The organism is Arthrobacter sulfonylureivorans (assembly GCF_022637435.1).
In the GTDB taxonomy this organism is placed as follows: Bacteria; Actinomycetota; Actinomycetes; order Actinomycetales; family Micrococcaceae; genus Crystallibacter; species Crystallibacter sulfonylureivorans.
Genome location: NZ_CP093326.1, coordinates 2,373,759 through 2,399,236, shown reverse-complemented (window position 1 = coordinate 2,399,236; position 25,478 = coordinate 2,373,759). Strand labels below are relative to the sequence as shown.

Below are 25,478 nucleotides of genomic sequence, written 5' to 3'. Positions count from 1 at the left end.
CACTCCTCGGTGGGTGCGAATCGATGAACGTGGTTGGCCGCCGGGTCAGCCGTACCTACGCAGTTCGGAAAAGAAGTCCTCGACTACTCGGAGCTGCCCCCTGCTGGCAAGTTCGTCGTAGACGTACTTGCCCACCGCCAAGTCGAGTACGCCCAAGCCGAACGGCGAGAACACCACGGGGCGGTCGTCCGCCGGTGAGACCTTTCCTTCCATGACGTCGGCCAAGGTGCCGTCGACGAAGTCCCGGTGGCCGACCATCTGCTCCACGAGATGGGCCGACGTCCCGGCTTTCAAGCAGTGGTCGACGTCGTCGAGGATGTTGGTCGACGCCAACAGGATCTCCGGGGCAAGGTCGCGCAGGGACACGTGCAGCACCAGCGGATTGTGCGCGAACCATGTGGGGTCTTGCACGTGCGGCTGGCCCGCCACCGTGGCGAAAACGACGAGGTCGCTGCTTTTGATCAGCTGCTCGGGGCCTTCGTGCACGGTCACCCGGGCTTGGGTGCCGCTGCGTTCGAGATAGCCCTTGAAACCCTCCGCGCTCTCGGCCGAGAGATCGAACACCCCGATCTCGTCGAAGGACCAGTCGGTCGCGTTCAGGAAGGTGTGGATGTAGCGGGCAATGAGGCCAACGCCGAAGAACCCGATGCGTCTTGGACGCCCGCGGCCCCGGCTGAGCCAGTCCGCGGCCGCGGCGGCCGATGCGGCCGTCCTGGAGGCGCTGATAATGGAGCTCTCCATGCACGCGAAGGGGTAGCCCGTCGCCCGGTCGTTGAGGATCAATACCGCCGAGGCCCGCGGAATCCCCGATGCCACGTTGTCCGGGAAGCTGGAGACCCACTTGATGCCGTCAACCTCCACCTCTCCGCCGACCGAGGCGGGCAGGGCGATGATGCGCGAGGTGGGCCGGTCCGGGAATTGCAGGAAGTAGGACGGGGGGTTTACCGAGTCCCCGGCTGCATGCACCCGGTAGGTCTGCTCGACCAGCTCGACGACCTGCTTCTCCCGCCCCTGGAGCACCTGCTGCACCTGGGCCCCCGCAATGACCGCGAAAGGCGGAACCGTCTTCGGCTCTACGGCCGCTGTGACTGGGGGAGTGGCGAATTCTGTCATGGTGCACCGTCCTGGGCGTGGGGATCGAGATCGAATACGTTGCGGGGCTCGGCCATGCCGACGAGGATCTCCCGAGGTCCCTCGTACGCCTCGCGGCTGTGGGCCATGCGGACGTTGTCGACCAGCATGAGGTCCCCCATCTCCCAGGGGGTTCGCAGGGTGTGGACCTCGTAGATCTCGTTGAGGAGGGCGACGATGTCCTCGCCGATCGGTTCGCCGTCGCCGAAGTGCGTGTTGAACGGCAGTCCGTCGGGACCGTAGACGTCCACCAGGTACTCCCGCACCTCGGGCGCGATCGTCCATTCACTGAGGAAGGCTATCTGGTTGAACCAACAGCGTTGGCCGGTCGCCGGGTGCCGGACCACGGCCGGGCGCCGTTGCCGGGTGCGCAGCTCTCCGTCGGGCTGCCACTCGAACTCGATCTCGTGCGCCCGGCAGTAGCTCTCGACGTCGGCGCGGTCGGAGACCCCGAAGGCCTCCTCGTAGGAGGCGCCGATGTCCTGGTTGTAGCTGCGGGCGAGCAGCCATCCCTCGCTTTCGAACCGCCGGACGATGTCCGGGGGGATGGCGTCGAGCACGGCGCGGGCGTCCGCCACGCCGGTCACCCCACCGACTTGGGGTGCCTGGAGGCAGGCGAAGAGCATCAGTCCGGGGAACTCAAGCGCATAGCTCAGCTCGTGGTGCATGCACATAGGCTGGTTCGCGGGCCACGTGAGGGATGAGTACACGCCGTCCAAGTAGGGCTGCCTGGTGGCGAAAGCCTCCCTGTCCGGCATGAGGCCGCTTGGAACCAGTCGCTGGAAGGCATCAGCCACTTCGGCCGGATCGCGGAGGTTCAAACCGCGGACCAGGACGGCGCCGTGCTCATCCACCGTTGCACGCAGCGACTCACGGTTCTGTTCGGCCCACCGTACGGGGTCGGGCCCGTCCTCGACCGTGAGCATCGGCGCGCGGCCGGCTTGGCGTTCCACGTCGAACTGGATCCTGGGTGTTTGAGACGACATCAGAGGTCCTTTCGTTTCACGGGTAGCGGGGAGTGGCCAACCTGTCCTGCCACAGGGGCCATGGAGTGGGGCTCCGCGCCGGCTTCCGCCAGCCGCGGGGCGGGCGGAATGGCGGCGTCCGCCGGCGACGAGGCCTCGAGCAGAGTCGCCAGGTCCGCCAGGACGGGCGTCTGCATGATGTCCTTGATCGATACCGCGCGCTTGAGCAGGACGGCGAGCTTCACCGCGGACAGCGAGGTCCCGCCCAGTGCAAAGAAGGAGTCCTGCCCGCCGATCCGGTCTGCCGGGAGGCCGAGCACCGTCGCCCAGGCCTCGGCGAGCCGCTGCTCGGTGACCGAGAGCGCTTCCGTGGCGGTGCCGGACTCGGGAGCGACTTCCCGCGCCAAGCGGGTCAAGACCTTCCGGTCGATCTTCCCGTTGCCGGTCAGGGGCAGGCTCTCCTGCCACCTGTAGGCCGACGGAACCATGTAGCCCGGCACCCGCGCGGCCAGCTCGTTGCGGATTTCGTCGACCTCGAGCGACCGGTTGCCGGAGTAGAACGCCACGAGGAACTTGGACTGCCCGGCGCCCTCGCCGACGACGACGGCGCCGTCGCGGACGCCGGGAACCCGCAACAGCGCGTTCTCGATGTCGCCGATCTCGATGCGGAACCCGGAGATCTTGACCTGGTTGTCCCGCCGGCCCAGGTACTCCAGCTTGCCGTCCGGGGACCAGCGGCCGTAGTCGCCAGCCCGGTAGAGCCGCGCGCCGTCCACGTAGGGGTCGGTGGAGTACGCCTGCTCCGTCCGCTCCGGGTCGTTGATGTAGCCGCGGCCCACGCAGACCCCGGAGAAGGCGATCTCGCCCGGCGCTCCGAGCGGCACGAGCCGCTGCCGCTCGTCGAGGATGTGGATCCGCACGTTCGGGATCGGCGGGCCCAGTGGCACGGAGCCGCCCGCGGGCGCTGCGCTCATCACCTCGTGGTTCGTGTCGTCCGAGGTCTCCGTCAGTCCGTAGGCGTTGACCAGTTTGACGTCCGGCATCACGTCGAACCAGCGGCGGACCAGCTCACGTTTCAGGGCCTCCCCGGTCGCCGAGACGCAGCGGAGGTGTGGCAGGGCGCGGGGTTTGCCGCCCAAGTATGCCACCACCGCGTCCAGATACGACGGGACGACCTGGAAGACGGCCACCGCGCCCCGTTCCACCGTGTCGATAAACCGCTCGACGTCGAGGATACGGTCCTGCCCGACGATGTGTGTGCGGCCGCCGACGAGCAGCGCCGAGACCAGTTGCCACAACGAGATGTCGAAACATTGGGGCGCGCTCTGGGCGACGACGTCGCCGGGGGTGATCCCCAGGTCCTCGATCTTGGCGTACAGGTGGTTCACCATCCCGTCGTGCTCGCACATGGCACCCTTCGGCTCGCCGGTGGAACCCGAGGTGAAGTAGACGTAGGCGAGTTGGTCTGGCCGCACCTCCACGCCGGGATCGTCGTCGGCGTGCCCCTCGGCCTCAACGTCCTCGAAGAGGAGCTTTGTGACCGAAGGCATTCCGTCGAGTGCCTCGTCGAGCGTGGCGGTGCTGCCGCCTTCGGTCAGCACCACATGGCACCCGGCCCGGGTGAGGGTTCTGGCGATCCGATCAGCGGGGAAGTGCGGTTCGATCGGCAGGTACGCACCTCCGGCCTTGAAGACGCCGATGACGGCGGCCATCCACTCCAGATCCCTTTCGGCGACGACTGCCACGATGTCCTCCGCCCGCAGGTCGCGTGCGAGCAGGGCGCGGGCGATCCGATTGGCGCGGGCGTTCAGCTCCGAGTACGTCCACTCGCGCTCATCCTGGACTGCCGCGATGCGTTCGGGATGCTGCCGGACACGCTCCTCGAACAGCTCGTGGAAGCGCCGCTGGGGCCGGGGCCGCTCGGGTCCGGCCAGCTGTTCCAGTTGCAGCAAGCGCTCGTCGGGATCGACGAGGTCGGCGTCGGCGGGTTCCGCCTCGGGGTCGGCGACCAGATGGCGGAGTGCGGCGAGGTGGTAGCCGGCGATCCGGAGGGCCGCGTCCTCGTCGAGGACGTCGCGCCGGTAGTGCAGGCGCAACGCGTCGCCGCCTGCGGCGTCGCGGAGGGACACGCCCAGGACGAGGCCCTCCTCGAGTTCGGGGTCGTCGTCCTGATCGGTGCTGAGCAGCACCTCATACCCAGCGGAAGCCGGCGGCTGCCCCGCCTGCGGTCCACCGGCTCGATCGGCGTGGGCCTGAGCCTTCCGGATGTGCGCCGCGGCGACCAGCGCCCGCCACGACCCTTGTCCCAGATCGAGTTCGCAGGGCCAGGTTCCCGCTGCGTCCCTGCAGCCGGTGGTGACCTCTGTTTCGCCGGACAGCGCCTGGAGCACCCGTGCGTGGGCCGCCAGCCAGATCGATGCAGGGGTCGCTTTCAGCGTGCGGGACAGCGTCCGCACAGCTTGGCGCAGGTCTTCGGGAACCGCCACCTCGACCCGCCCCTGACCGGGCTGGCGGTCCTGCGTCCACCTGGGAATCGCCGTCGGCGCGGCACCCGTGGGGGCGGTCCGGTCGTTGCCCAGGCCCGACGGGTGGTCGGCGACGGTGCGGCAGGTCAGCGCAGAGGTGGTGGTCATGACACGGGCCTTTCCATTGCGACGGGCGACGTGGCGGCGACTTGGGCCTCTTCGGCCGGGTTGCCGCCCCAGAGGGTTCCCCGAGGGAGTGTCGTCCCCTTCATCACGAAGGAGTCGGCGGTGACAACGGCACCGTCTTCAACGGTCACGCCGTAGTGGATAAAGGCGGCGACGCCGAGCGTGACGTCGTCCCCGACGACGTTGTAGTCGGACTTAAACATCCCGTCCTCTTGGGAATGGGACTGGATGGTGGTGCCGTTGTTCATCGTGCAGCGGGAGCCGATCGTCACCAGGGACCGCTCGACGATCCCGAGGCCGTCGTCGAAGACCCGGGAGCCGATCCGCACGCCCAGCAGACGCCAGACCATTGGCTTGAACGGCGTTCCATTGAAGAGAGCCAGATACCGGCTCTGGGCCTGCAGCTTCCAGTACCGCTCGTGCCACCAGAAGTAAGGGTTGTAGATGGAGCACAACTGGGGCCGGAGCCGCCGGAACCCTGTCGCGACGTGCTGGAGGCCGACGGGGACCAGCACGCCGAGTACGAGCATCAGGACGAACGACGCGCTGATCGCAAGGAAACCGAATTGGTCGGACAGTTCGAGGCCGGCGAACATCGCCAGCAGGGCCACCATGGCGTTGAACCACCGCGCCAGCATCAAGAGGGCCATGGTCCGCAGGTTGTGGCCGTTCTTGGCCGCCAGGTCACGGCGGAGGTCGGCGCGGCTCCGTTGCTCCTCGGGGAGGGTGTCCCGCAGCACCGAGCGGGGGATCTCGAACGCCGGGGATCCGAGCAGGCCCACGCCCTGGCGCACCGGCCCGTCGACGGGGACCATGACCTTGGTCGCGAGCAGACAGTTGTCCCCCGTCTTGGCTTCGGCCGGGTACAGAACGGCGTTGCCCAGGAAGTTGCGAGCACCGATCGCCACCTCACTGATTTTGAACGACGTCGCGGAGTAGTCAGTGTTCATGAACGACACCCCGTCGGCGATCATCGTGCCGGTGCCGATGGTCGAGAGGAACGGGTTGTCGTGCTTGAACCCCGTGCCGAAATTTGAGCCGGTCTGTTCGACCTGCGGCTGGCGGTATCCGATGGCCCGCACGTAGTTCACGATGTAGGAGCTGTCGCCGAACAACTGCCCGAGCATCGGACTGTTGGTCATCTTGGACACAGCCCGTGCCGCCCCGTCACGCAGCCCGAACAGCGGATACACCCTGTCCGGCTTCAGCGCGAGTTGGAGCAGACGCGGCAGGGTCGTGATGAGGACCAACGCCACGAGCGTTCCACCGATGATGCCCAGGCCGGCGTAGACGGCGGCGTCGGCGTAGAAGACCCAGTCGGTGAACGCCAGCTCCTGCGGCTCCAGAAGGGCCGCGATGTTCGGGTTCGCCAGGATGACCAGCGCGATCGCCAGTCCCCACATGGTGCGGCCCAGCCCGACCGTGCCCAGGAGCTGGGAAACGGCGAACCATCCACGGCGCGACGGCCGGTAGGGCGTCGGCTCGACCGTGGCGTAGTCCGCAGCCCCGGGCCTGCCCGGCGAGCCGTGCCACCGCTCGCCCTCGGGCACGGCTTGGCCGGTGTAGAGCGTGGACCTGTGGCCCAGCTGCGAGCGGTCACCCATCACCGTGTCAATGTCCAGGACGCTCCCCTCGCCGATGATCACGTCCCGGCCCAGCGTGACCCCACCCAATTGGATGACGCCGCCGTGGGCACGGTATCCGTTGAGCATGGCGTCCTTGCGGATCACGGTCCCCTCGCCGATCGTCAGCAGGTCGGTGCAGATCGGCAGCCGATTGGTCATGATCATCACGTTGCGGCCGACCTTCGCCCCCATGGCCCTCAGATAGAAGGTCGTCAGCGGCGAACCGGCCATCAGCGAGAGGGGAGAGGTGCGCATTAACGCCTTGACCAACCAGAACCGAAAGTAGGCCAGACTCCAGATGCGGATCTCCCTGGGCCGGAAGCGGCCGACGAAAATCCACTTGGCGGCCACCGGCAGGATGCACATCACTACGAACGTCGCGGCGGTGTATGCGATCGACCGCAGGTAGAGTTCCCAAAAGGGCGTCCCGTGGGTCAACCAGTCGTGGTTGCCCGACCCTGCGGCCGGGAATAGCCACAGGTACCCCACGACCGTGATCAGGCCGGCAAGCAGGCAGTAGCCGATGTAGACGAGCACCTGCAGGGCGCCGCAGGCGACATACTCCCAGGTCCGCGCGTCCATCGGCGGAGGCGTCTCCGGCACGGAGGCCACGGTCGGCGAGGGTTCCGTCTCCTTGTCCTGCGGCGGAGGAACCTGCAGGGCCGCCGCCAATGCGGTGATATTCGGGTTGCTGTAGATCTCCTTCATGGATATCTGGGGCAGCTCCGGCTGCTTGCGCACGCGGGCGCAGAACCGCGCCATCACCAGCGAGTCGGCGCCCAGATCGTGGAAGAAGTCGGCGTCCGCCGGCACCTGCTCGATGTCCAGCACACCGGCGAGCACCTCGGTCAACCTCTCCTGCAACTGTGCTTGCGCCGTCGCCTCTTCCGCCGGTGCCAGGGCCGCGGCCAGCGCCGCGATCGTTGGGTTCTGGTAGATGTCCTTGATCGACACGGCAGGAAGGTCCGGCTGCTTGCGCACGCGGGCGCAGAACTGGGCCATCACCAGCGAGTCGGCGCCCAGATCGTGGAAGAAGTCGGCGTCCGCCGACACGTGCTCGACGCCGAGCACGCCGGCAAGCAGTTCCGTTAACCTTTCCTGCAACTGTGCTTGCGCCGTCGCCTCTTCCGCCGGTGCCAGGGCCGCGGCAAGCGCCGCGATGGTTGGGTTCTGGTAGATGTCCTTGATCGACACGGCAGGAAGGTCCGGCTGCTTGCGCACGCGGGCGCAGAACTGGGCCATCACCAGCGAGTCCGCGCCCAGCTCCAAGAAAAAGTTGGCGTCCACGGGGACATCGTCCTTCTTCACCACCGATGCGAGAAGTTCCGCCAGCCGGCGCTCCAAGGCAACGCGCGCACCAGAGGCCGGCGTGCCGGGGGAGCCGTTCCCGGCCGGAGCCGCGGGTGCCTCAGGGGTCGGGGGACTCGTCGGAGTTGTGGAACGCGGTGACCCTTTCAGGTCGTCGACGGGCAGTTTCACTGCACAAAACTCCTTAGCGAGGCGGTGGCGACGGGATCGGCCGCGGGTGCCGTGTGCCGACGTCCCGACGCCGGGTCGGACCGTTGGTCCGGAGCCGCCGTCACGTCGGCGGTTGCGAGCGCTTCGGCCCCGAAGTGGTCGAGCACCCAGTCGGGGTCGTAGACGGTTTCCAGATACGGGCGGCCCAGATCCGGGGAGATGGCCACCGCCGTGGCGTCTTGGGCGTCGTGGTCGGCGAGCCAGGACAGGGCGCCGTGGACCACGGTCCCGGTGGAGCCACCGAGCAGGAACCCGCCCGCCGCGAGGCGGTGGCAGGCGCGCACCGTGTCGAGCTCCTCGACCATCACCACGTCATCGATCAAGGACTCGTCGAGCTGCGGAGGCCGCACGCTCATGCCCAGACCCGGGATCAGGCGGGTGGCCGGCTGGCCGCCGAAAGAGACCGATCCTGCGGCGTCGACCGCGACAATCCGGACATCGGGCCGGTGCTCGCGGAAGTACCTTGCGCAACCCATCAGGGTTCCCGTTGTCCCGGCTCCCACGAACAGCACGTCCAGTTCGGGGAATTGATGGGAGATCTCGGGGGCAGTCCAGCGGTAGTGCGCTCCCCAGTTGCCGGGATTGGTGTACTGGTTGAGCCAGATGTACCGCTCGTCGGACTCGCACAGGTCCCGGACGTGGTTGAGCCTGGCCCCGAGGAAGCCGTCGACGGGGTCCGGTTCGGTGACCAAATCCACCTGTGCCCCGAGCGACTCCATGAGTTGCCGTGTGGCCGGGTTGCAGCGCGGATCGATCACGCACACGAACCGGTATCCCTTGCTGGCGGCGATCATGCTGAGCGCGACGCCGAGGTTGCCCGAAGAGGACTCCACCAGGGTGGAGCCGGGGCCGATCAATCCCTCCCGCTCGGCGCGCTCCACCATCTCCCGCGCGGGCTTGAGCTTGATCGAGCCAGCGAAGTTGAAGCCCTCGATCTTCAGGTAGAGGCGGCGGCCCAGCACCGCTTCCAAGTCGACGAACAGACTTTGCTCGTTGAACAGGTACGGATCCTTAATGATCGGCATGATATCCCTCGTTCTCTTGCCATGAGCTTGGTCACGAGGGTCGCCAGAGAATGGCGGTTTGGATCAGTGAGCATCGCTGTTCTCCCCAAGAACCCCATGAAGCTGCAAGTGTGCAATGCCCTTCCAGTGAACCCCCGACCCCGTTATCGCGCCGTTATTGCGCCGTTATTGCACACGTTGGGGATTGTCCGGAACCGAGGTCTGGGGAGGGAGGATTCGACCCGGGACGCCCACTGTGGGCTTAGGCCTGGCGGACAGCTACGAAAAAGTTCGAGCCGTTAGACGGGGCCCGGATTGATCAACACGACGTGTTCGTCGCCTATAGCCACCACACCATCAAAGACTCGCCCTCGCCGGCGGCCGCCGAAGGCCTGACTACTGAGGAAGAGGCCGAGCTGCGCCGCTACTACGGCACCGAGCGCTACGCCCCGTCAGCCCCTTGTGCTAACGGTGACCGTGAATTTGGGGTTGCGCGCCACCTGGCGGGTGGGCCCCACCAACCGGTTTAACGCCGGTTTGTAGGCCAAATGGCTATTCCAAACCGTCCACAATTCTCCGCCGGGGGCGAGTACCCGGCCGGCGTCGGCGAAAAGCTTCAGCGCAATGCCGGCATGGACGGTGTTTCCTATATGGAACGGTGGGTTGAGCACAACCAGCTGCTCGGAAGCCGCGGGCAGCGAGGACAGGGCGTCATCCCGCCGCACCTCCACCCGGTCCGCAACCGCATTCGCCTCGGCGGTGGCACGCGCTGATCTGACGGCTGAGGCCGACTGGTCCATAGCCAGCACCCGCATTCCGCCGTGGGCCAGGGCCAGGTAGGCGGCGATCGTGCCGTTGCCGCAACCAAGATCCACCGCCCGGTCGGCCTGCCGGGCACCGGCGAGCAAAGGGAGCAGGAACCGGGTGCCCGGGTCCACCTTGGGCCCACCAAAGGTGCCGCCGAAGGCGACCAACCGCAGCGGAGCCGGGAGGCCGACGTCGTGCTCTTCGGCGCGCGGGGAGCGCCCACGCGCCGACGGCAGCGGACCGGAGGCGGTCAGGATCCGTGCTTTCTGACGTGCCAGGCCGGCGGTCACAGTGGAGAACGATGCGCCCAGCACGGAGTTCATTGCGGTGCTCATGTGCTTGACGCGGCCGCCAGCCAGCAGCGTGACATCGGGGGAAGCCGCCGCGGCGATACAGCCGGCAATCTCCTCCAGCGCGTCGAGCGAGCGCGGCAGCTGAAGAAGTACCAGCCGGGTACCTTCAAATGCGGCGGGCTCCAGCAGGCGGTGGCGGTAGCCCGCCAACCCCAGCCGGGAGGCATTATTGTCCAGCGCCCGCTCGGAGCTGAGGGCGTCCTGCACCACTCGGACTCCCCGCTGACCGGCAGCGGCCAGGGCCAGCGTGAGCGCCCCGTAGTGGTCGTTGACCACCGCGATCCGGCTTCCCTCCAAGCCGGCGGCCAGGGGCTGGGCAGTGTCCAGCAGGAGCTTGTCGGCGGCGTCGTGGGCGAACAGGTTGTCCGCTTCCACATCCGGCCAGCGCCGGAGCGCGGCAAAGTCGAAGGCATGCTGGATGCGCCCGGTATCGGCGGCGTCGTCGCGATGTTCAGCCACGGTCCACCCACTCCGTCCCCAGCTCAATGGGCGCGGGACCGCCCGATGTCAGCGCCGCCAGCCGCTCCCTGAATCGTTCGATCACTTCCGGAGTGTCCTCCAGGGCCAGCCGGATCCGCACGTCGGCGGCACCATAGTCGCTGCCCAGCACAACGGTTCCCGACGCCCGCAGGTCATTCTCCAACCGGCCGGCGTCCGCGTGCATCGTCGGCGCCGCGAACAATCGCATCCGGCGCCGCTGCACCAGCTCGGCGGTGGCAACGGCCTGTGACACCGATTCCGAATAGGCCCGCACCAGGCCGCCTGCGCCCAGCAGAATCCCGCCGAAGTAACGCACGACGACGGCGGCGACGTCGCTCAGATCCGTCACCCCGGGTGCCGTCTCACGTTTGATCAGGGCTTCCAGCATGGGGATGCCGGCCGTGCCGGAGGGCTCGCCGTCGTCGTTGGAACGCTGGACGGCACGATCGGGGCCCAGCACGAAGGCGCTGCAATGGTGCCTGGCGTCGTGGAATTCGCGGCGCAGATCCGTCACCAGGCTCCGGGCCTCTTCCTCGGTCTCTGCACGGCGCAGCACCGCGATGAACCGCGACCGCTTAATCTCGATCTCGTGACGGTGTTCGCCGGCGATCGTGGTGTAGCTGCTGGCATGGGACGGATGAGGCACATCTTCCAGCCTAATCGCCTTCCTGACGGGCCGGAGCCGGAGCCCACCGTTGTCCACGCGCCCCTGCCGGTGGGAAGATGTCACCCGTGGGCCGAAGACCCAGGGGGTGGCCTGGCGCGTGGTATTACAGTTCCATTTGTTCGGAGAGGCCAGACTGGTTTCCCCTGGAAGCGCCGCGTCCCCGGTGTCGGCTTCCCGTGCGGTCGAGTTGTTGGCCTACTTGGTACTGCATGCCGGGTCCCTGCTGCCGCGCCAGCATCTGGCAGGGGTCTTCTGGCCCGATTCCTCCGGCAGCCAGTCGCTGACCAATCTTCGCCGCGAGCTGCATCAGTTGAAGGGGCTGCTGGCCGGCGCCGGTTGCCTGGTGGCGGAAGACGGTGCCCTCGGCTGGCGGGACAGCCCCGGTTGCCTCGCGGACGTCCGCGAATTCGCCGTTGCCCGGGATCTGGCCGAAGATGCCCAGCGAGCGGGGGACATGCAGCGGTTTCTCGTCCATGCCCAGCAGGGCATCACGCTCTACCGTGGTGAACTGATGCCGGGACATTATGCAGACTGGGTGCTGGAATCAAGGGATAGCCTTCGGAACGACTTCGTCAGGTTCTGCGACGGTTCCGCGGCCGCTTGGCTGGCGGGCGGGGAGCTGGACCGCGCTGCGGCGGTGGCGCGGCGGCGCATCCACGCCGAGCCGCTTGAGGAAGCGGGCTATCGGCAGCTCATCCGTGTGCAGGCCGCCCAAGGGGACCGGGCCGCGGCCATGCACACCTACCATGAGTGTTCCGCTGTATTGGAGCAGCAGTTGGGCGTCGGGCCCGATGCAGTTACCGTCAAGCTCGCACAGGACCTGCTCGGTACCCGTCGACCCGGCGGACCGGTCCAGGCCAGCAGCCCGGCTTCCGGAGCGGCCAGTGGGCTCCGGACAGCGGCCGCGCGGGCGTTGTCTGCCCGATCCGTTGCCGGGCCGGGAACTCGCTCGACTTTAGTCGGCAGGGAGCAGGAGATGGCGCTACTGGAAGCGCGCTGGCAAGCGGCAGCCGCCGGACCGCCCGGCATGGTGGTGGTCGTGGGAGAACCGGGTGTGGGCAAGAGCCGCCTGGTGGAAGAGCTTGCCGCAACCGTCCGCAGTTCCGGTCATCTGGTGGCAACTGCCCGGTGCTTCGGGGCCCCCGGGCGAGTGCCGTGGGCGCCAGTCACGGCATGGCTGCGCAGCAGGGCGCTGAGATCATGGTTGGCAGCGCTTCCACCGCACTGGCAGGCGGAGGCTGCCCGGTTGGTGCCCGATCTGCTGTCCGGTGCAGCGGCAGCGGAGGCCGCTGCTGGCGACGAGGTGGGCCGGGTAGACCGCGCCATGGTCGACTCCTGGCAGCGGAACAGATTCTTCGAAGGGCTGGCACAAGCGGTCGGGGGAACAGGCAGGCCGGTCCTGCTCATTTTGGAAGATCTGCAATGGTGCGACGCAGAGACAGCCGCCTGGCTGGCGTTCCTGCTGATGGCGGCCCGCAGCGGGCCCTTGTTGCTGGTAGCCACGATGCGCGGCCACGACAGCGCCACGGGGGAATCGGTCCGCGCGCTGCTGCACGGCATGCGGTCGTCAGGGCTGCTGACCGAGCTGGCTTTGGATCCACTCGCGGCAGTGGATGTGGGCCGCCTCGCGGAACAACTGTCCCGGCGCACCGTCACCGACGATGAGGCGGCGTGGTTGCTGGCAGCCACCGGCGGCTATCCGCTGTTCATTATCGAGGCAGCACGCGTGCTCCCGGACGGCAGCAGCGGTAGCCTCGAGTCGGTCTTGTCGCGGCGCTTGGCGCAATGCTCGGAGCCTGCCCGCGAGGCCGCCGGCTTGGCGGCCGCCTATGGGCGGGATGTCAGTCTGGACCTGCTCCGCGAGGCATGCGACCTGGACGCCGCCACGCTGGTGGATGCGGTCGACGAGCTCTGGCGGCAACGGATCCTGCGGCCGGCCGGCGCAGGCTACGACTTCTCCCACGACCTGCTGCGCAGCGCCGCCTACCATCAGGTGGAGCCTGCCCGGCGCTGGCTGCTGCATCGGCGGCTGGCCCAAGGACTGGAACTGCTCTATGCGGGTCGACCGGACGATGCCGCCGCTCAACTTGCCGAGCAATATTTACTCGGATCCCGCCCGGACCGGGCGCTGGAGTTCTTCCAACGGGCGGCCCTCGCCGCAGCCGCGGTCTTTGCCAATGCCGAAGCGTTGAAGTTCTTCGCCCGCTGCCTGGAACTGATCGGCGACCTGCCCGCCGGCAGCGGGCGGGACAGGTGGGAGCTGGCCATCCGGCGCCAGATGTCTCCGCCGCAGACGGCGCTCTATGGGTATTCGTCAACGCTGCTGCTGGAAACGGTGCAGCGGACCGCCGAATTGGCGGTGCGGGTACAGCAGCCCAAAACGGAAACAGCGGCGCTGATCGCGATGTTCGCCTGCCGTTTTGTGCAGGGCGCCACCGCGGAGTCGTACCGGATTGGACAGCGGGCCCTTGAACTGGCCGCGGTCGAGTCGGATCCCGACCTGCTGGGCCAGGCGCACTTCGCGGTTGCCGGCCCGGCGCTGAGCTTAGGGCGTCCGCTGGAAGCCATAGAGCACTTCCGGCGCTGCTACGAGGCCAACGCCGGAGGCTACTCCTTCATCCTGGGCACCAAGTTGGAGGTCCACGCCCGCGGCTGGGCGTCCCATGCGCATTGGCTTACTGGGGACGACGACGGTGCCGTCTCGCTGAGTGCCGAGGCGCTAACCCGTGCCCACGGCTCGGGGCACCCCTATAGTCTCGCCGTGGCTTTGAGCTACGCCGCGATGCTGCATCAGTTGCGCGGCGAGAAAGCGCGGGTGGCGGACTGCGCAGCGGAACTCGAACGGGTCTGCAGTCGATATGACTTCGCCTACTACCGGCAGTGGGGCTACATCTTGACGGGTTGGTTGGACGGCATCGGCGGTCTGGACAGGATCCGCGAAGGCATCAAGAACCTCCAGCGCCTGGACGCATTTGCCCGGATGCCCTATTGGCTGTCGCTGCAAGCCGATGTCTTGGCCGCCGGCGGAGATCGGGCTGCGGCACGGTCCGCTCTTGATGCGGCGCTCGCGGCAGCCGAACAGCGGGATGACCGATGGTGGCTACCGGAAGTGCTGCGGCAGCGTTCCCTACTGGAGCCCGCGGAAGCCGCAAACGGAACGCTGGACCGGGCACGACAGTTGGCCGAAGCACAGTCCAGCCCCGCCCTGATGCGGCGGATCATGCAGCAACGGGCATAGCGGGCACCAACTGACGGCCTCAACCCGGTGGGCGTCTGCGCTCGCAGCGTTCGCAGCCTGGCTCTGCAGGGCGAACGTCCACCGAACGCATGGCTCCCTAGCGTGGTGTGCACCGCGGCGGAACAGCGCGCCGTAGCAACGGGAGGACCCAAAGCACCATGAACACCATGACAGAAACAGCAGGCCGGACCGGAGGCGTAGCACCGCCCTACCCGGACCTCGCGGCCACGCTTCGCGGCAGGCTGATCACGCCCGAGGCGGAGGACTACGACGCGGCGCGCGCCGTCTACAACGCCATGATCGACCGGCGACCGGCGGCCATGGCCCGGGTTGCCGATGCGGCGGACGTGGTCTCCTGCGTGAACTTCGCGCGGACCCACGGGGTCCACCTGGCGGTCCGCGGCGGAGGGCACAATGCCGGCGGCCTCGCTGTGTGGGACGACGCCCTGGTCGTCGATCTCGGCGGTCTGCGCAGCACCACGGTGGACCCGGCCGGGCACACCGTACGGGTGGACGGCGGCTGCACCTGGGCCGACGTCGACCACGCCACCGTTGCGTTCGGAATGGCAACACCTAGCGGATTCATCGGCTCCACCGGCGTCGCCGGCCTCACGCTGGGCGGCGGAGTGGGCTACCTGACCCGTCGCTTCGGCCTCACAGTGGACAACCTGATCAGCGCCGACGTCGTCCTGGCTGACGGGCGACTGGTCACCGCCGACGCCGAACACTATCCGGACCTCTTCTGGGCCTTGCGCGGCGGCGGCGGGAACTTCGGCATCGTCACCTCGTTCCGCTTCCGGTGCCACAGCATCGGCGACAACGGGACGGTGATTGGCGGACCGATCATCTACGATTTGGCAGACATGCGGGAGGTTCTGCGGTGGTACCGCGAGCTTCTGCCCGGGCTGCCGGAAGAACTGAGCGGCTGGTTCGGAATCATCGCCGTGCCGCCGGCTCCGCCGTTCCCCGAGGAGCTCTGGGGCCGCAAGACCTGCGTCATCCTGTGGTGCTACACGGGGGAGCACTCCGTGTCCGACGCCGTGCTGGCACCCGTGCGCGAATTCGGGACACCGTTGGTGGACGGCCTGCAGCCAATGCCGTTTAACGTGCTGCAGACTGCGTTCGACGAACTCTTCCCCCCGGGGCTGCAGTGGTACTGGCGGGCGGACTTCGTGGAGGAGATCCCGGACGAGGCCATTAGCGTGCACGAAAAGTTCGGCGCCGAACTGCCTACCGGGTACTCGACCATGCACTTGTATCCGATCGACGGCGCGGCCGCGCGGGTGCCCGAAGACGCCACTCCGTTCGCCTACCGCAACGGAGGCTGGGCCGGCGTCATCGTCGGCGTGGACCCGGACCCGGCCAATGCTGAGCTGATCACCGGCTGGGCCACCTCCTACTGGGAGGAACTGCACCCGACCAGTGCCGGCGGCGCCTACGTCAACTTCATGATGGCCGAGGGGGAGGACCGTATCCGTGCGTCCTATCGCGGCAATTATGACCGTTTAGCGGAGATCAAGGCGGTGTACGACCCGGAAAACCTGTTCCACATCAACCAGAACATTCCACCGGCACGGTAGCGGGATTCGGCCTCGGCGGCGGACCAGCATGAATTTTGTGCTGGTCGCCGCTCTGCGTGCGGGCCCCGCCCACGTCGAACGTCGCAGCGTGGGCCGATGTCTTGGGCACGCCCCTTGTCCGGCCGCTCGAACCGTGCTTAGTCTGGCGGATAGGTGGCCGCCCGAACCGGCGCGGCCGTCCCGGCAACGAACGGTGGAGCGATGGCGAAGAACCAGCCCGAATTCGATCGGCGCATCCAGGACGAGCAGGAACATGGTCCGGGCCCGGACAAGACCGACGCGGAACGGGTCTCGGCCGATCAGGGCGCCTCGGCCAATCCCGATCCCCAAGACCAGAACATCACCGGTCTGGAACCGGGCGGCGGCGTTCCGCCCGGAGAAACTCCGCCTGCCGAGGACCAGATGAGCGCAGACCAAGGACACGAGGAATAACCCGGCCCGCCATTCCGGCGCCGGCCCGCTAACCCGGCCCGCCATTCCGGCGCCGGCCCGCTAACCCGGCCCGGCATCCCGGCCCGTTAGCCCGGCCCGTTAGCCCGGCCCGGCATCCCGGTGCGGGGGACCGGCGGGCCACACGGTCCCGGCTGGGCCTGCTGGCTAGACTGAGGCCGTGCTGAGAATCGGACTGACAGGTGGAATTGCCGCCGGAAAATCGCTCGCCGCCCGGCGGCTGGCGGAGCTCGGCGCCACCCTGGTCGATGCCGACGCAATCGCCCGCGAAGTGGTGGAGCCGGGCACCGACGGCCTGCTCGCCGTCGTCGAAGCATTCGGCCCGGAGATCCTGGACGACGAGGGCAGGTTGAACCGCCCGGCGCTGGGTGCCTTGGTGTTCAATGATCCAGCGCAACGCGAACGCCTGAATGCGATTGTGCACCCGCTGGTCCGCGCGCGGGCGGCCGAACTGACAGCAGCCGCAGGCGAGGGCGGAATCCTTGTCCAGGACATCCCGCTGCTGGTGGAAACCGGGCAGAGTCCCTCCTTCCACTTGGTCTTGGTCATCGACGCGCCCGAAGAAGAGCGGCTGCGGCGCATGGTTGAAGACCGCGGCATGACCGACGCGGATGCCCGCTCCCGGATGGCCGCCCAGGCCTCCTCGGCAGAACGCAGGGCCGCCGCTGACGTGGTGCTGGATAACACCGGCACACGTGAGCAATTGCTGGCTGCGTTGGACGTCCTCTGGGAGGAGCGGTTGGTGCCGTTCAACCAGAACTTGCTGGCCGGCAGGCTGGCTCCGCGCGTCGGGCCGCCGGTCCTGCTGGCCCCCCAGCCACAGTGGCCCGCGCAGGCAGCCCTGCTCGCCGAACGCATCAGGCGCACCGACCCGCGGATTCTGGCGGTCGACCACATTGGGTCGACGGCCGTTCCGGGCCTGCCGGCCAAGGACGTGCTGGACCTGCAGGTCACGGTGGCCAGCATGGCCGACGCCGATTCCGCCGCAGATGCCCTTGCCGCGGCCGGCTTCCCCCGTTGGCCCGGCAGCTGGCGCGACACCGCCAAACCGCAGCATCCGGAGCCGGGCGACTGGGCCAAGCGGCTGCACGGCAACGCCGATCCCGGCCGGGCCGTCAATGTGCATGTCCGGGCGGTGGGCTCGCCGGGGTGGCGCTTTGCCTTGCTGTTCCGTGACTGGCTGCGGGCCGATCCCGGCGCGGCCGAAGCATATGTGGCAGAGAAGCGGCGGCTGGCCGGCCTGCATGCCTCCGACGCATCCACCGGCCGCTACGCACGGGCCAAGGAAGGCTGGTTCAGCCAGACGGCGGACCCGCAGATGAATCGGTGGGCCGTGGACACCGGGTGGAAACCGCCCGCGCTCGGCGGCTAGAGACGCCCGCCCTCGGCGCCTAGAGTTGGCGCGCCTCGGCGGCTAGCGACGGCGCGGCTTCTCAGCCCGACGGAGGGGTGAACTGGCTGGCGGTGAAGACGGCTCCGAACGGGTCGCTGATCACCGCCTCCCGCGTCCAGTCCGTGTCGGTCCGGTCAACCACCTTCCCGCCCAGGCGTTCGGCGTCGAGCGCTGTCGCATCGCGGTCGGCCACAGCGAACGCCACGTGCCAGTGCGGTGCCTCCCCGGGGTCTGGGTCAGTGAGCCAGCCGATGGCGTCGGCGAATCCCGGCGGAACGTTGATGTCAGACTGGCGCTCGCGGATGTCCGGATCACTGGTTGCCTGCAGGTGGTCGCCATAACCGGGGACACGGATCATGTTGCCGAAGCCGACGTCGTCGAACTCCCAGCCGAAGACCCGGCCGTAGAAGTCAGTGGCCGCGCCAGCATCGGCGGTGTGCAGGTCGCTGAAGTTCCACGCTCCGGGCACGTTGACGATCTGGGCACCCGGCCGGCGCCTCGCCTGCCAGAGCCGGAACAAGATACCGGCCGGATCGGCACAGACCGTGGCGCGGCCGCCTTCCCCGGCGTCGGCCGGGCCGGAGAGCACCCGTCCGCCCGCGGCGCGGATCCTCTCCACCGCCGCCTCGGAATCGTCGACTGCCACGTACGTGTTCCAGGTGGGCTCAGCGCCGCCGGCGGCGCCTTCGCCGAGACCTGCGACGTCGCGGCCGTCCAGCTGGGCGATCACGTAGCGCGGGGAGACGCCCGGCGGTGTCGCGTCGGCGAACGTCCAGCCGAACAGCCCGCCGTAGAAGTGCTTGGCCTTCTCGATGTCCTGATGTTCGACGTCGATCCACGACGTCACGCCCTCGGGATAGGTCCGGACCGGGTCCATGGTGTGCCTTCCGTTGCTGGTCGGGTTGATGGACAGATCTACCGCACGCGGCCCTGCGCGGCAACGGTGCGCGGGCGTTGCGCGGAGCGGAGGGGTCGATTAGGCCCAGAGCGATTCAGGACCCACGCTGACCGGAATCGGGTCTACGGTTAATCGCATGAGTCTTGCGCAGGACATCAATCGCGTCGTAGCGCCCTTCGAGGTGGTCAGTGAATTCCAGCCTGCCGGCGACCAGCCGACGGCGATCAAGGAGCTGACCGAGCGGATCCAGGCCGGAGAGAAGGACGTGGTGCTGCTCGGCGCCACCGGCACCGGCAAGTCCGCCACCACCGCCTGGCTGGTGGAACAGGTCCAGCGGCCCACCCTGGTGATGGTGCAGAACAAAACGCTGGCGGCCCAGCTGGCCAACGAGTTCCGCGAGCTGCTGCCGAACAATGCAGTGGAGTACTTCGTTTCCTACTACGACTACTACCAGCCGGAAGCCTACGTGGCACAGACGGATACGTTCATTGAGAAGGACTCCTCCATCAATGAGGAAGTCGAGCGTTTGCGCCACTCGGCTACCAACGCGCTGCTGACCCGGCGCGACGTCATCGTGGTGGCCACCGTGTCCTGCATCTACGGTCTGGGCACGCCGGAAGAATACATCGCGGGCATGGTCACGCTCCGCAAGGGCGCCGAAATGAACCGGGACGACATGCTGCGCCGGTTCGTCGCCATGCAATACGCCCGCAACGACATCGACTTCCACCGGGGCACGTTCCGGGTCCGCGGCGATACCGTGGAGATCATTCCGATGTACGAGGAACTGGCGGTCCGGATCGAGTTTTTCGGCGACGAGATCGAGCAGATCCAGACGCTGCATCCGGTCACCGGGGAAATCATCCGCGACGAGACGGAAATGTACGTCTTCCCGGCGTCGCACTATGTGGCCGGCGAGGACCGGATGAGCCGGGCGGTCAGGGACATCGAGGACGAACTGCGCGACCGGCTGCAGGTGCTCGAGTCGCAGAACAAGCTGGTGGAGGCACAGCGGCTGCGGATGCGCACCACCTATGACCTGGAAATGATGCAGCAGATGGGGTTCTGCAACGGCATCGAAAACTACTCGCGGCATATCGACGGCCGCGGTCCGGGCACGGCGCCGCACTGCCTGCTGGACTACTTCCCGGACGATTTCCTGCTGGTGATCGACGAATCGCACGTCACCGTGCCGCAGATCGGCGCGATGTACGAAGGCGACATGTCCCGCAAGCGCAACCTGGTGGACTACGGTTTCCGCCTGCCGTCCGCGATGGACAACCGGCCGCTGAAGTGGGACGAGTTCCTGGAACGGATCGGGCAGACGGTCTACCTTTCCGCCACGCCGGGCAAGTACGAGCTGTCCAAATCCGACGGCTATGTCCAGCAGATCATCCGGCCCACGGGCCTGGTGGATCCCGAGGTGATCGTCAAACCGACCAAGGGCCAGATCGACGACCTGCTGGGCGAGATCAACGCACGGGTGGAGCGGAACGAACGCGTCCTGGTCACCACGCTGACCAAGCGGATGGCCGAGGACCTGACCGACTACCTCAACGAGCACGGCGTGAAGGTCCAGTACCTGCACTCCGACGTGGACACGCTGCGCCGCGTGGAACTGCTCCGTGAACTGCGGATGGGCACCTTCGACGTCCTGGTGGGCATCAACCTGCTGCGCGAGGGCCTGGACCTGCCCGAAGTCTCGCTGGTTGCCATCCTGGATGCGGACAAGGAAGGCTTCCTGCGCAGCAGCACGTCGCTGATCCAGACCATTGGACGTGCCGCCCGCAACGTCTCCGGCCAGGTGCACATGTATGCGGACAAGATCACGGACTCGATGGCCAACGCGATCGAGGAAACCAACCGACGCCGTGAGATCCAGGTGGCGCACAACAAGAAGCACGGCGTGGACCCGCAGCCGCTGCGCAAGCGGATCGCGGACATCACCGACCAGCTGGCCCGCGAAGACGCCGACACCCAGCAGCTGCTGAAGGACTTCGACTACGGCAAGGGTAAACGCGGGATTTCCGCGGCCGTGTCGAAGGACAAGATCCGCCGCGACGGGCTGGCCGCAGCGCCGGCCGAGGACCTGGGCGAGCTGATCGCGCAGATGACCGAGCAGATGCACGCCGCTGCGGCGGAACTGCAGTTCGAACTGGCCGCCCGGCTGCGTGACGAGGTCTCCGACCTGAAGAAGGACCTGCGGCAGATGCGCGCTGCCGGCCACGCCTGATGCGGCGTTGCCCGCCTCTGCAGAGCGGGTGGAGAGGACGACGACGGCGGTGCGCCCCGCCGTCGTCGTCCTGCCTTGCGCTACACTTGTCCGAGCGTAGGGGAGTATCCCGAACACTGTGAACGTCAGCACGCGGGGCATCGAAGCCCCGCCGGGCGCAGTGGCCTGGCCGATCAGGGCAGGCGGAGAGACTTGCGGCGAACACTCGCACCCGCGCACCGCACGCGCGCGGCATCTTCTGTGAAAGGCAAGGTTCCGTGTCGGACCAATTATCGCTGCCCTTTGAGATCATCTCGTTTGTGGTCCTGGGCATCATCCTGCTGTTTGACCTGCTCTACGTGGTCAAGCGGCCGCACGAACCGTCCATGAAGGAAGCCGGACTGTGGGTGGGCTTCTACGTCACCCTGGCCCTGATCTTCGCCGGCATGCTGTTCTGGCAGGCCGGGCCGGACTACGGCCAAGAGTTCGTCGCAGGCTGGATCACCGAATACAGCCTCAGCGTGGACAACCTGTTCGTCTTCATCATCATCATGGCCAGGTTCTCCGTACCGCGGAAGTACCAGCAGGAAGTGCTGATGTTCGGCATCATCATTGCGCTGATCCTGCGCGGTATCTTCATCCTGCTGGGCGCCACCGTGATTGCCCACTTCAGCTGGGTCTTCTACATCTTCGGTGCCTTCCTGCTCTGGACCGCCTGGAAGCAGGCCACCGACTCCGGCGAGGACGAGGAAGAAGGGTCCGAGTCCGGACTGGTGGCCCGGTTGACCAAGAAGCTGCCGGTCAGCGAGCACTACGACGGCAACAAGCTGCGGACCACGGTGGACGGCAAGCGCCTGTTCACCCCGATGGTCATGGTCTTCATCACCATCGGCATGACCGACCTGCTGTTCGCGGTGGACTCCATCCCGGCGATCTTCGGCCTGACCCAGAGCGCCTTCATCGTGTTCACCGCAAACATCTTCGCGTTGATGGGCCTGCGCCAGCTCTACTTCCTGCTCGGCGGGTTGATGGACCGACTGGTCTACCTGAAGCACGGCCTGTCAGTGATCCTGGCCTTCATCGGCGTAAAGCTGATCTTCCACGCCCTGCACGAGAACGAGCTGCCGTTCATCAACGGCGGCCAGCACATCGAGTGGATCCCGGAGATCAGCACCGGGTTGTCGTTGGCCGTGATCATCGGCACCCTGGTGGTCGCCACGGTCGCCAGCCTGCTCAGCCCCGCCGGGCGCCAGGCCGCCGTCGACGCGCGGCTGGCCAAGGACGCAGAACGGGCCAAGTCCGACGAGCCGGCCACGGACGCAGAACGGGCCAAGTCCGACACCGAATAACACACGTATGACCGGTTGACTGTCGACTAGGCTCGGCGTGTGAAAGAACAAAGCAACGCGGCGCTGAACGCAGACCCTCGCACGAGGGCCGTCCAGCGCCGCGTTGTCATTTCCCTGTCCCTGGCCCAGCTGTTCAGCGGCCTGGGCCACGGCGCGGGGCTGGCCATCGGCTCACTGCTCGCGGTAGAACTCACCGGCAGCGAGGCGCTGGCGGGAACGTCCACCATGGCGATTTCGCTGGCCGCCGCGCTGGCCGCCCTGCCGTTGGCCGGTGCCGCCGCCCGTTCAGGACGCCGGCGCGCGCTGGTCACCGGCCTGCTGCTGGCCCTGCTGGGTTCGGCGCTGATGGCGCTCGCACCGGTCACCGGATCTTTTGCGGTGCTGCTGGCCGGCTCGGCCCTGCTGGGGGTCGGAAACGCAGCCAACCTGCAGGCCCGCTTTGCCGCGGTGGACCTGGCCGAGCCCCAGCATCGGGGCAGGGACCTGGCTTTCGTCGTCTGGTCCATCACCGTGGGCGCCGTCGCGGGGCCCAACCTGATCCGGCCGGGCGCCGAGCTGGGTGCCGCGCTCGGGTTGCCGGAGTCGTCCGGCCCCTTCCTGTTCTCGATGGCCGGCATGGCCATTGGCGCCACCCTGCTGCTGATGGGGCTGCGGCCCGACCCGCTGCGCTACGCACGCTCGCGCGGCACCGGCCCCGGCCCCGAAGAATCCCTCCCGGTCCAACGCCGCGGAACGCTGCGCACCGGGATGGCCGCGGTGCGCCAGCAGCCGATGGCAATGCTCGGGCTGTCCGCGGTGGTGGGCGCCCACCTGGTGATGGTGGCGGTCATGTCCATGACGCCGGTTCACCTGCAAGCGCTGGACCAAGCGGGCGGACACCAGCACAGCCAGACCGACACGTTCGCGATCATCGGCTTCACCATCTCACTGCATATGGCCGGGATGTATGCGCTCTCGCCGCTGATGGGCTGGCTGACCGACCGGCTCGGTCGAACCCCAACCATCATCCTCGGACAGCTGATGCTGCTCGCCGCCGCCGCACTAGCGGGGGTGGGGGAGCAGGACACCTGGCTGGTGGGTGCCGGACTGATGTTGCTGGGCCTGGGCTGGTCTGCCTCGGTGATCGCCGGATCCACCCTGCTGGCCGAATCCGTCCCGGATGCGGGACGCATTCCTGCCCAGGGCTTGTCCGACACGCTCATGGGGGCGGCCGGGGCCTTGGGCGCCGCGTTCTCCGGACCGGTGCTGGCCGCTCTGGGGTTCGCGGGCCTGAACGCGGCCGCGGCAGTCGTCGCCGCGGTCCTGCTGGGTGCCGCTGCCACTGCCTGGCGGCGGGATGTGCGCGCGGGAGCTGTCAGCTAGTTCCGGACCATGCCGAGCAGCCGGGCGAAGATGGCCTCGCCGTCGTCGGCAATGCCGTCATGATGGAACTCGTCGGTTTCCCAGACCTGGAGCCCGTTGACCTGGCCTGCCGTCTCCAGCGACAGTCCGCGCTCTACGTAGATATCGTCGCGGTACACGGCGGCGGCCACCGGGACGGTGTTCCCGGCCAGGCGGCTGAGGTCGTAGAGGGCGGGCCAATCGGACTTGGCCGCGAGCAGGTCGGCGACCTCGCGGAGCGGGACCAGTGCCGGATCCTGCTCGAAGTACCAAGGGTAGATCATCTCGCCGGTCAGCAGCGGCTCCGCGGCCTCCGGGGCGAATTGCGGGAAGTCCCCCAGGACGCGCCACGCGGCCCAGTTCGTCGCTTCGCCCTGGGCGTAGATCGACTCGTGCATCAGCGCGTACAGCGGGTTGGTGGCCCGGCTGACCAGCGTCGCGACCTGCTCAAGGAAGGTATCGGAGAGCCGCTGGCCGGTCGGAGTCTGGACGAAGGCGTCTTCCAGCAGGTAGTGCAGCGCATCGACCCGGGTGTTGCCGCCCAGGAACTGCCCGGCCATTTGGAAGCGGCCAGTGGTCAGCCGCTCACCGGAGGGCAGGTACTCGGGCACCGCGTCCAGATGCCGTGCCACGGCGGTGACCCGCTCACGGTCCTGCGGATACCGGTCGAAGTACTCCCGGTTGCGTGCCTCCACCCGGGGGAAGGTGGCCCGGTAGACCCGGTCTGCTCCTCCCGCCAGTGGGGCCAGGCCGCCGGTGATCAGGACTTCCTGCAGCCCTTCCGGGGCGAGTGACAGGTAGGTCAGGGCGCAGAAACCGCCGTAGCTTTGACCGAAGATACTCCACGGACCGCTGCCGAGCTGCCGCCGGATCAGTTCGGCGTCCCGCACAATAGAGTCCGCGCGGAAACGCGTCAGGTAATCCGCCTGCTCCGCGGCGCCCCCGCGCAGCGGCAAGGTCTGCCGGTTCACCGGAGCGGATAGGCCGGTGCCCCGCTGGTCCAGCATCAGGATCCGGAAGGACTTGGCCGCTTCTTTCATCCAGCCGCTCAGCGAGGTGACCCGGTTGCCGCGGCCACCGGGCCCGCCCTGCAGGAACAGCAGCCAGGGCAGCCGTGAGGCCGAGTCGTCGTCGTGCTCCAAGGATGAATAGTCCCGGGCAAAGACCTCCAGCGTTTCGCCGCCGGGATCGGCATGGTCCAGTGGAACGGTGAAGAAATGCTCCGTTGTCCGCAGCCGGCGGAGGCGGTACGCGCCGGCCACCCGGTGTGGCTGCCCGGTCACAGGGACACTCGATCCACCGCCCCGAAGGCGGACAGGGCATCGCCGGTCAGCCGGAACGTTGACCATTCCTCCTGCGGGCGGGCGCCCAGGCTGCGGTAGAAATCGATGGACGGGCTGTTCCAGTTCAGCACCGCCCACTCCACCCGGGCGTAGCCGGACTCCACCGCATGGCTGGCCAACGTCTGCAGCAGGGACTTGCCGTAGCCGCGGCCGCGGGCCTCCGGCCGCACGTAGAGGTCCTCCAGATAGATGCCGTGGACGCCCTCCCAGGTGGAGAAATTCCGGAACCAGAGCGCGAAACCCTGCACGCCGCCGTCGTCTTCGGCGACGTGTGCGAAGACCGACGGCTGAGCCGAGAACAGCGCGTCACGCAGCTGGTCCGGTGTGGTCTTGACCGCGTCCGGTTCCTTCTCATAGACCGCCAGATCGCGGATCAATTCCAGGAGGACGGGGACATCGGCTTCTTCAGCAGGGCGGATCATAGACATGTTCAG

The 25,478-nt window shown here is 67.7% G+C and carries 17 protein-coding genes; 7 read left to right on the top strand and 10 right to left on the bottom strand.

Annotation, left to right across the window (positions count from 1 at the left end; translation table 11 throughout):
- Positions 1 to 45: 45 nt before the first annotated feature.
- The 7 genes from sbnB to MNQ99_RS11145 form a co-directional block, all read right to left on the bottom strand.
- Positions 46 to 1,113, bottom strand: a complete 1,068-nt coding sequence (sbnB, locus tag MNQ99_RS11175) for a 2,3-diaminopropionate biosynthesis protein SbnB (RefSeq protein ID WP_241912999.1) — start codon at positions 1,111 to 1,113, stop codon at positions 46 to 48.
- Complete coding sequence (locus tag MNQ99_RS11170; RefSeq protein ID WP_241912998.1) at positions 1,110 to 2,117, bottom strand: TauD/TfdA family dioxygenase; 1,008 nt, start codon at positions 2,115 to 2,117, stop codon at positions 1,110 to 1,112. The genes sbnB and MNQ99_RS11170 overlap by 4 nt, the downstream gene beginning before the upstream one ends.
- On the bottom strand, positions 2,117 to 4,729 hold the full coding sequence (locus MNQ99_RS11165) for a non-ribosomal peptide synthetase (protein ID WP_241912997.1): 2,613 nt from the start codon (positions 4,727 to 4,729) through the stop codon (positions 2,117 to 2,119). Before MNQ99_RS11165 ends, MNQ99_RS11170 begins: the two co-directional genes overlap by 1 nt.
- Positions 4,726 to 7,851, bottom strand: a complete 3,126-nt coding sequence (locus MNQ99_RS11160; protein WP_241912996.1) for a Pls/PosA family non-ribosomal peptide synthetase — start codon at positions 7,849 to 7,851, stop codon at positions 4,726 to 4,728. Before MNQ99_RS11160 ends, MNQ99_RS11165 begins: the two co-directional genes overlap by 4 nt.
- Positions 7,848 to 8,915, bottom strand: a complete 1,068-nt coding sequence (sbnA, locus tag MNQ99_RS11155; protein ID WP_241912995.1) for a 2,3-diaminopropionate biosynthesis protein SbnA — start codon at positions 8,913 to 8,915, stop codon at positions 7,848 to 7,850. Before sbnA ends, MNQ99_RS11160 begins: the two co-directional genes overlap by 4 nt.
- A 431-nt stretch (positions 8,916 to 9,346) precedes the next feature.
- Positions 9,347 to 10,513 carry a class I SAM-dependent methyltransferase gene (locus tag MNQ99_RS11150; protein WP_241912994.1) on the bottom strand — a complete coding sequence of 389 codons (1,167 nt, stop codon included), beginning with the start codon at positions 10,511 to 10,513 and terminating at the stop codon, positions 9,347 to 9,349.
- Positions 10,506 to 11,189 (bottom strand): IMPACT family protein, encoded by a 684-nt coding sequence (locus tag MNQ99_RS11145; protein ID WP_422387533.1) that lies wholly within the window; start codon positions 11,187 to 11,189, stop codon positions 10,506 to 10,508. The genes MNQ99_RS11150 and MNQ99_RS11145 overlap by 8 nt, the downstream gene beginning before the upstream one ends.
- Positions 11,190 to 11,364: 175 nt before the next feature.
- Between MNQ99_RS11145 and MNQ99_RS11140 the strand changes: the two genes are divergently transcribed.
- The 4 genes from MNQ99_RS11140 (at position 11,365) to coaE (ending at position 17,841) form a co-directional block, all read left to right on the top strand.
- On the top strand, positions 11,365 to 14,439 hold the full coding sequence (locus MNQ99_RS11140) for an ATP-binding protein (protein ID WP_241912992.1): 3,075 nt from the start codon (positions 11,365 to 11,367) through the stop codon (positions 14,437 to 14,439).
- A 167-nt stretch (positions 14,440 to 14,606) separates the two neighbouring features.
- On the top strand, positions 14,607 to 16,019 hold the full coding sequence (locus tag MNQ99_RS11135; protein WP_241912991.1) for an FAD-binding oxidoreductase: 1,413 nt from the start codon (positions 14,607 to 14,609) through the stop codon (positions 16,017 to 16,019).
- A 201-nt stretch (positions 16,020 to 16,220) separates the two neighbouring features.
- Positions 16,221 to 16,451 carry a DUF6480 family protein gene (locus tag MNQ99_RS11130; protein ID WP_241912990.1) on the top strand — a complete coding sequence of 77 codons (231 nt, stop codon included), beginning with the start codon at positions 16,221 to 16,223 and terminating at the stop codon, positions 16,449 to 16,451.
- A gap of 178 nt (positions 16,452 to 16,629) precedes the next feature.
- Positions 16,630 to 17,841 carry a dephospho-CoA kinase gene (gene coaE / locus MNQ99_RS11125; RefSeq protein WP_241912989.1) on the top strand — a complete coding sequence of 404 codons (1,212 nt, stop codon included), beginning with the start codon at positions 16,630 to 16,632 and terminating at the stop codon, positions 17,839 to 17,841.
- 61 nt (positions 17,842 to 17,902) lie between these two features.
- Here coaE and MNQ99_RS11120 read toward each other — a convergent pair whose 3' ends face one another.
- On the bottom strand, positions 17,903 to 18,739 hold the full coding sequence (locus tag MNQ99_RS11120; RefSeq protein ID WP_241912988.1) for a VOC family protein: 837 nt from the start codon (positions 18,737 to 18,739) through the stop codon (positions 17,903 to 17,905).
- A 157-nt stretch (positions 18,740 to 18,896) separates the two neighbouring features.
- Here MNQ99_RS11120 and uvrB point away from each other — a divergent pair, with 157 nt between their 5' ends.
- From uvrB to MNQ99_RS11105, 3 genes are all read left to right on the top strand, one after another.
- A complete protein-coding gene (gene uvrB / locus MNQ99_RS11115) occupies positions 18,897 to 20,993 on the top strand; it encodes an excinuclease ABC subunit UvrB (protein WP_241912987.1) in 2,097 nt (698 codons plus the stop codon).
- 257 nt (positions 20,994 to 21,250) lie between these two features.
- Positions 21,251 to 22,321: a TerC family protein gene (locus MNQ99_RS11110; protein WP_241912986.1), complete on the top strand. Its 1,071-nt coding sequence runs from the start codon at positions 21,251 to 21,253 to the stop codon at positions 22,319 to 22,321.
- A 39-nt stretch (positions 22,322 to 22,360) separates the two neighbouring features.
- The gene (locus tag MNQ99_RS11105) at positions 22,361 to 23,683 is read left to right on the top strand and encodes an MFS transporter (RefSeq protein WP_241912985.1); all 1,323 of its coding nucleotides are present in this window, start codon (positions 22,361 to 22,363) and stop codon (positions 23,681 to 23,683) included.
- Here MNQ99_RS11105 and MNQ99_RS11100 read toward each other — a convergent pair.
- Together MNQ99_RS11100 and MNQ99_RS11095 are read right to left on the bottom strand one after the other, a co-directional pair.
- Positions 23,680 to 24,984: an alpha/beta fold hydrolase gene (locus MNQ99_RS11100; protein ID WP_241912984.1), complete on the bottom strand. Its 1,305-nt coding sequence runs from the start codon at positions 24,982 to 24,984 to the stop codon at positions 23,680 to 23,682. The two genes, MNQ99_RS11105 and MNQ99_RS11100, sit on opposite strands and share 4 nt — an antisense overlap.
- Positions 24,981 to 25,472, bottom strand: a complete 492-nt coding sequence (locus tag MNQ99_RS11095; protein WP_127514587.1) for a GNAT family N-acetyltransferase — start codon at positions 25,470 to 25,472, stop codon at positions 24,981 to 24,983. The genes MNQ99_RS11100 and MNQ99_RS11095 overlap by 4 nt, the downstream gene beginning before the upstream one ends.
- Between the last annotated feature and the right edge of the window lie 6 nt (positions 25,473 to 25,478).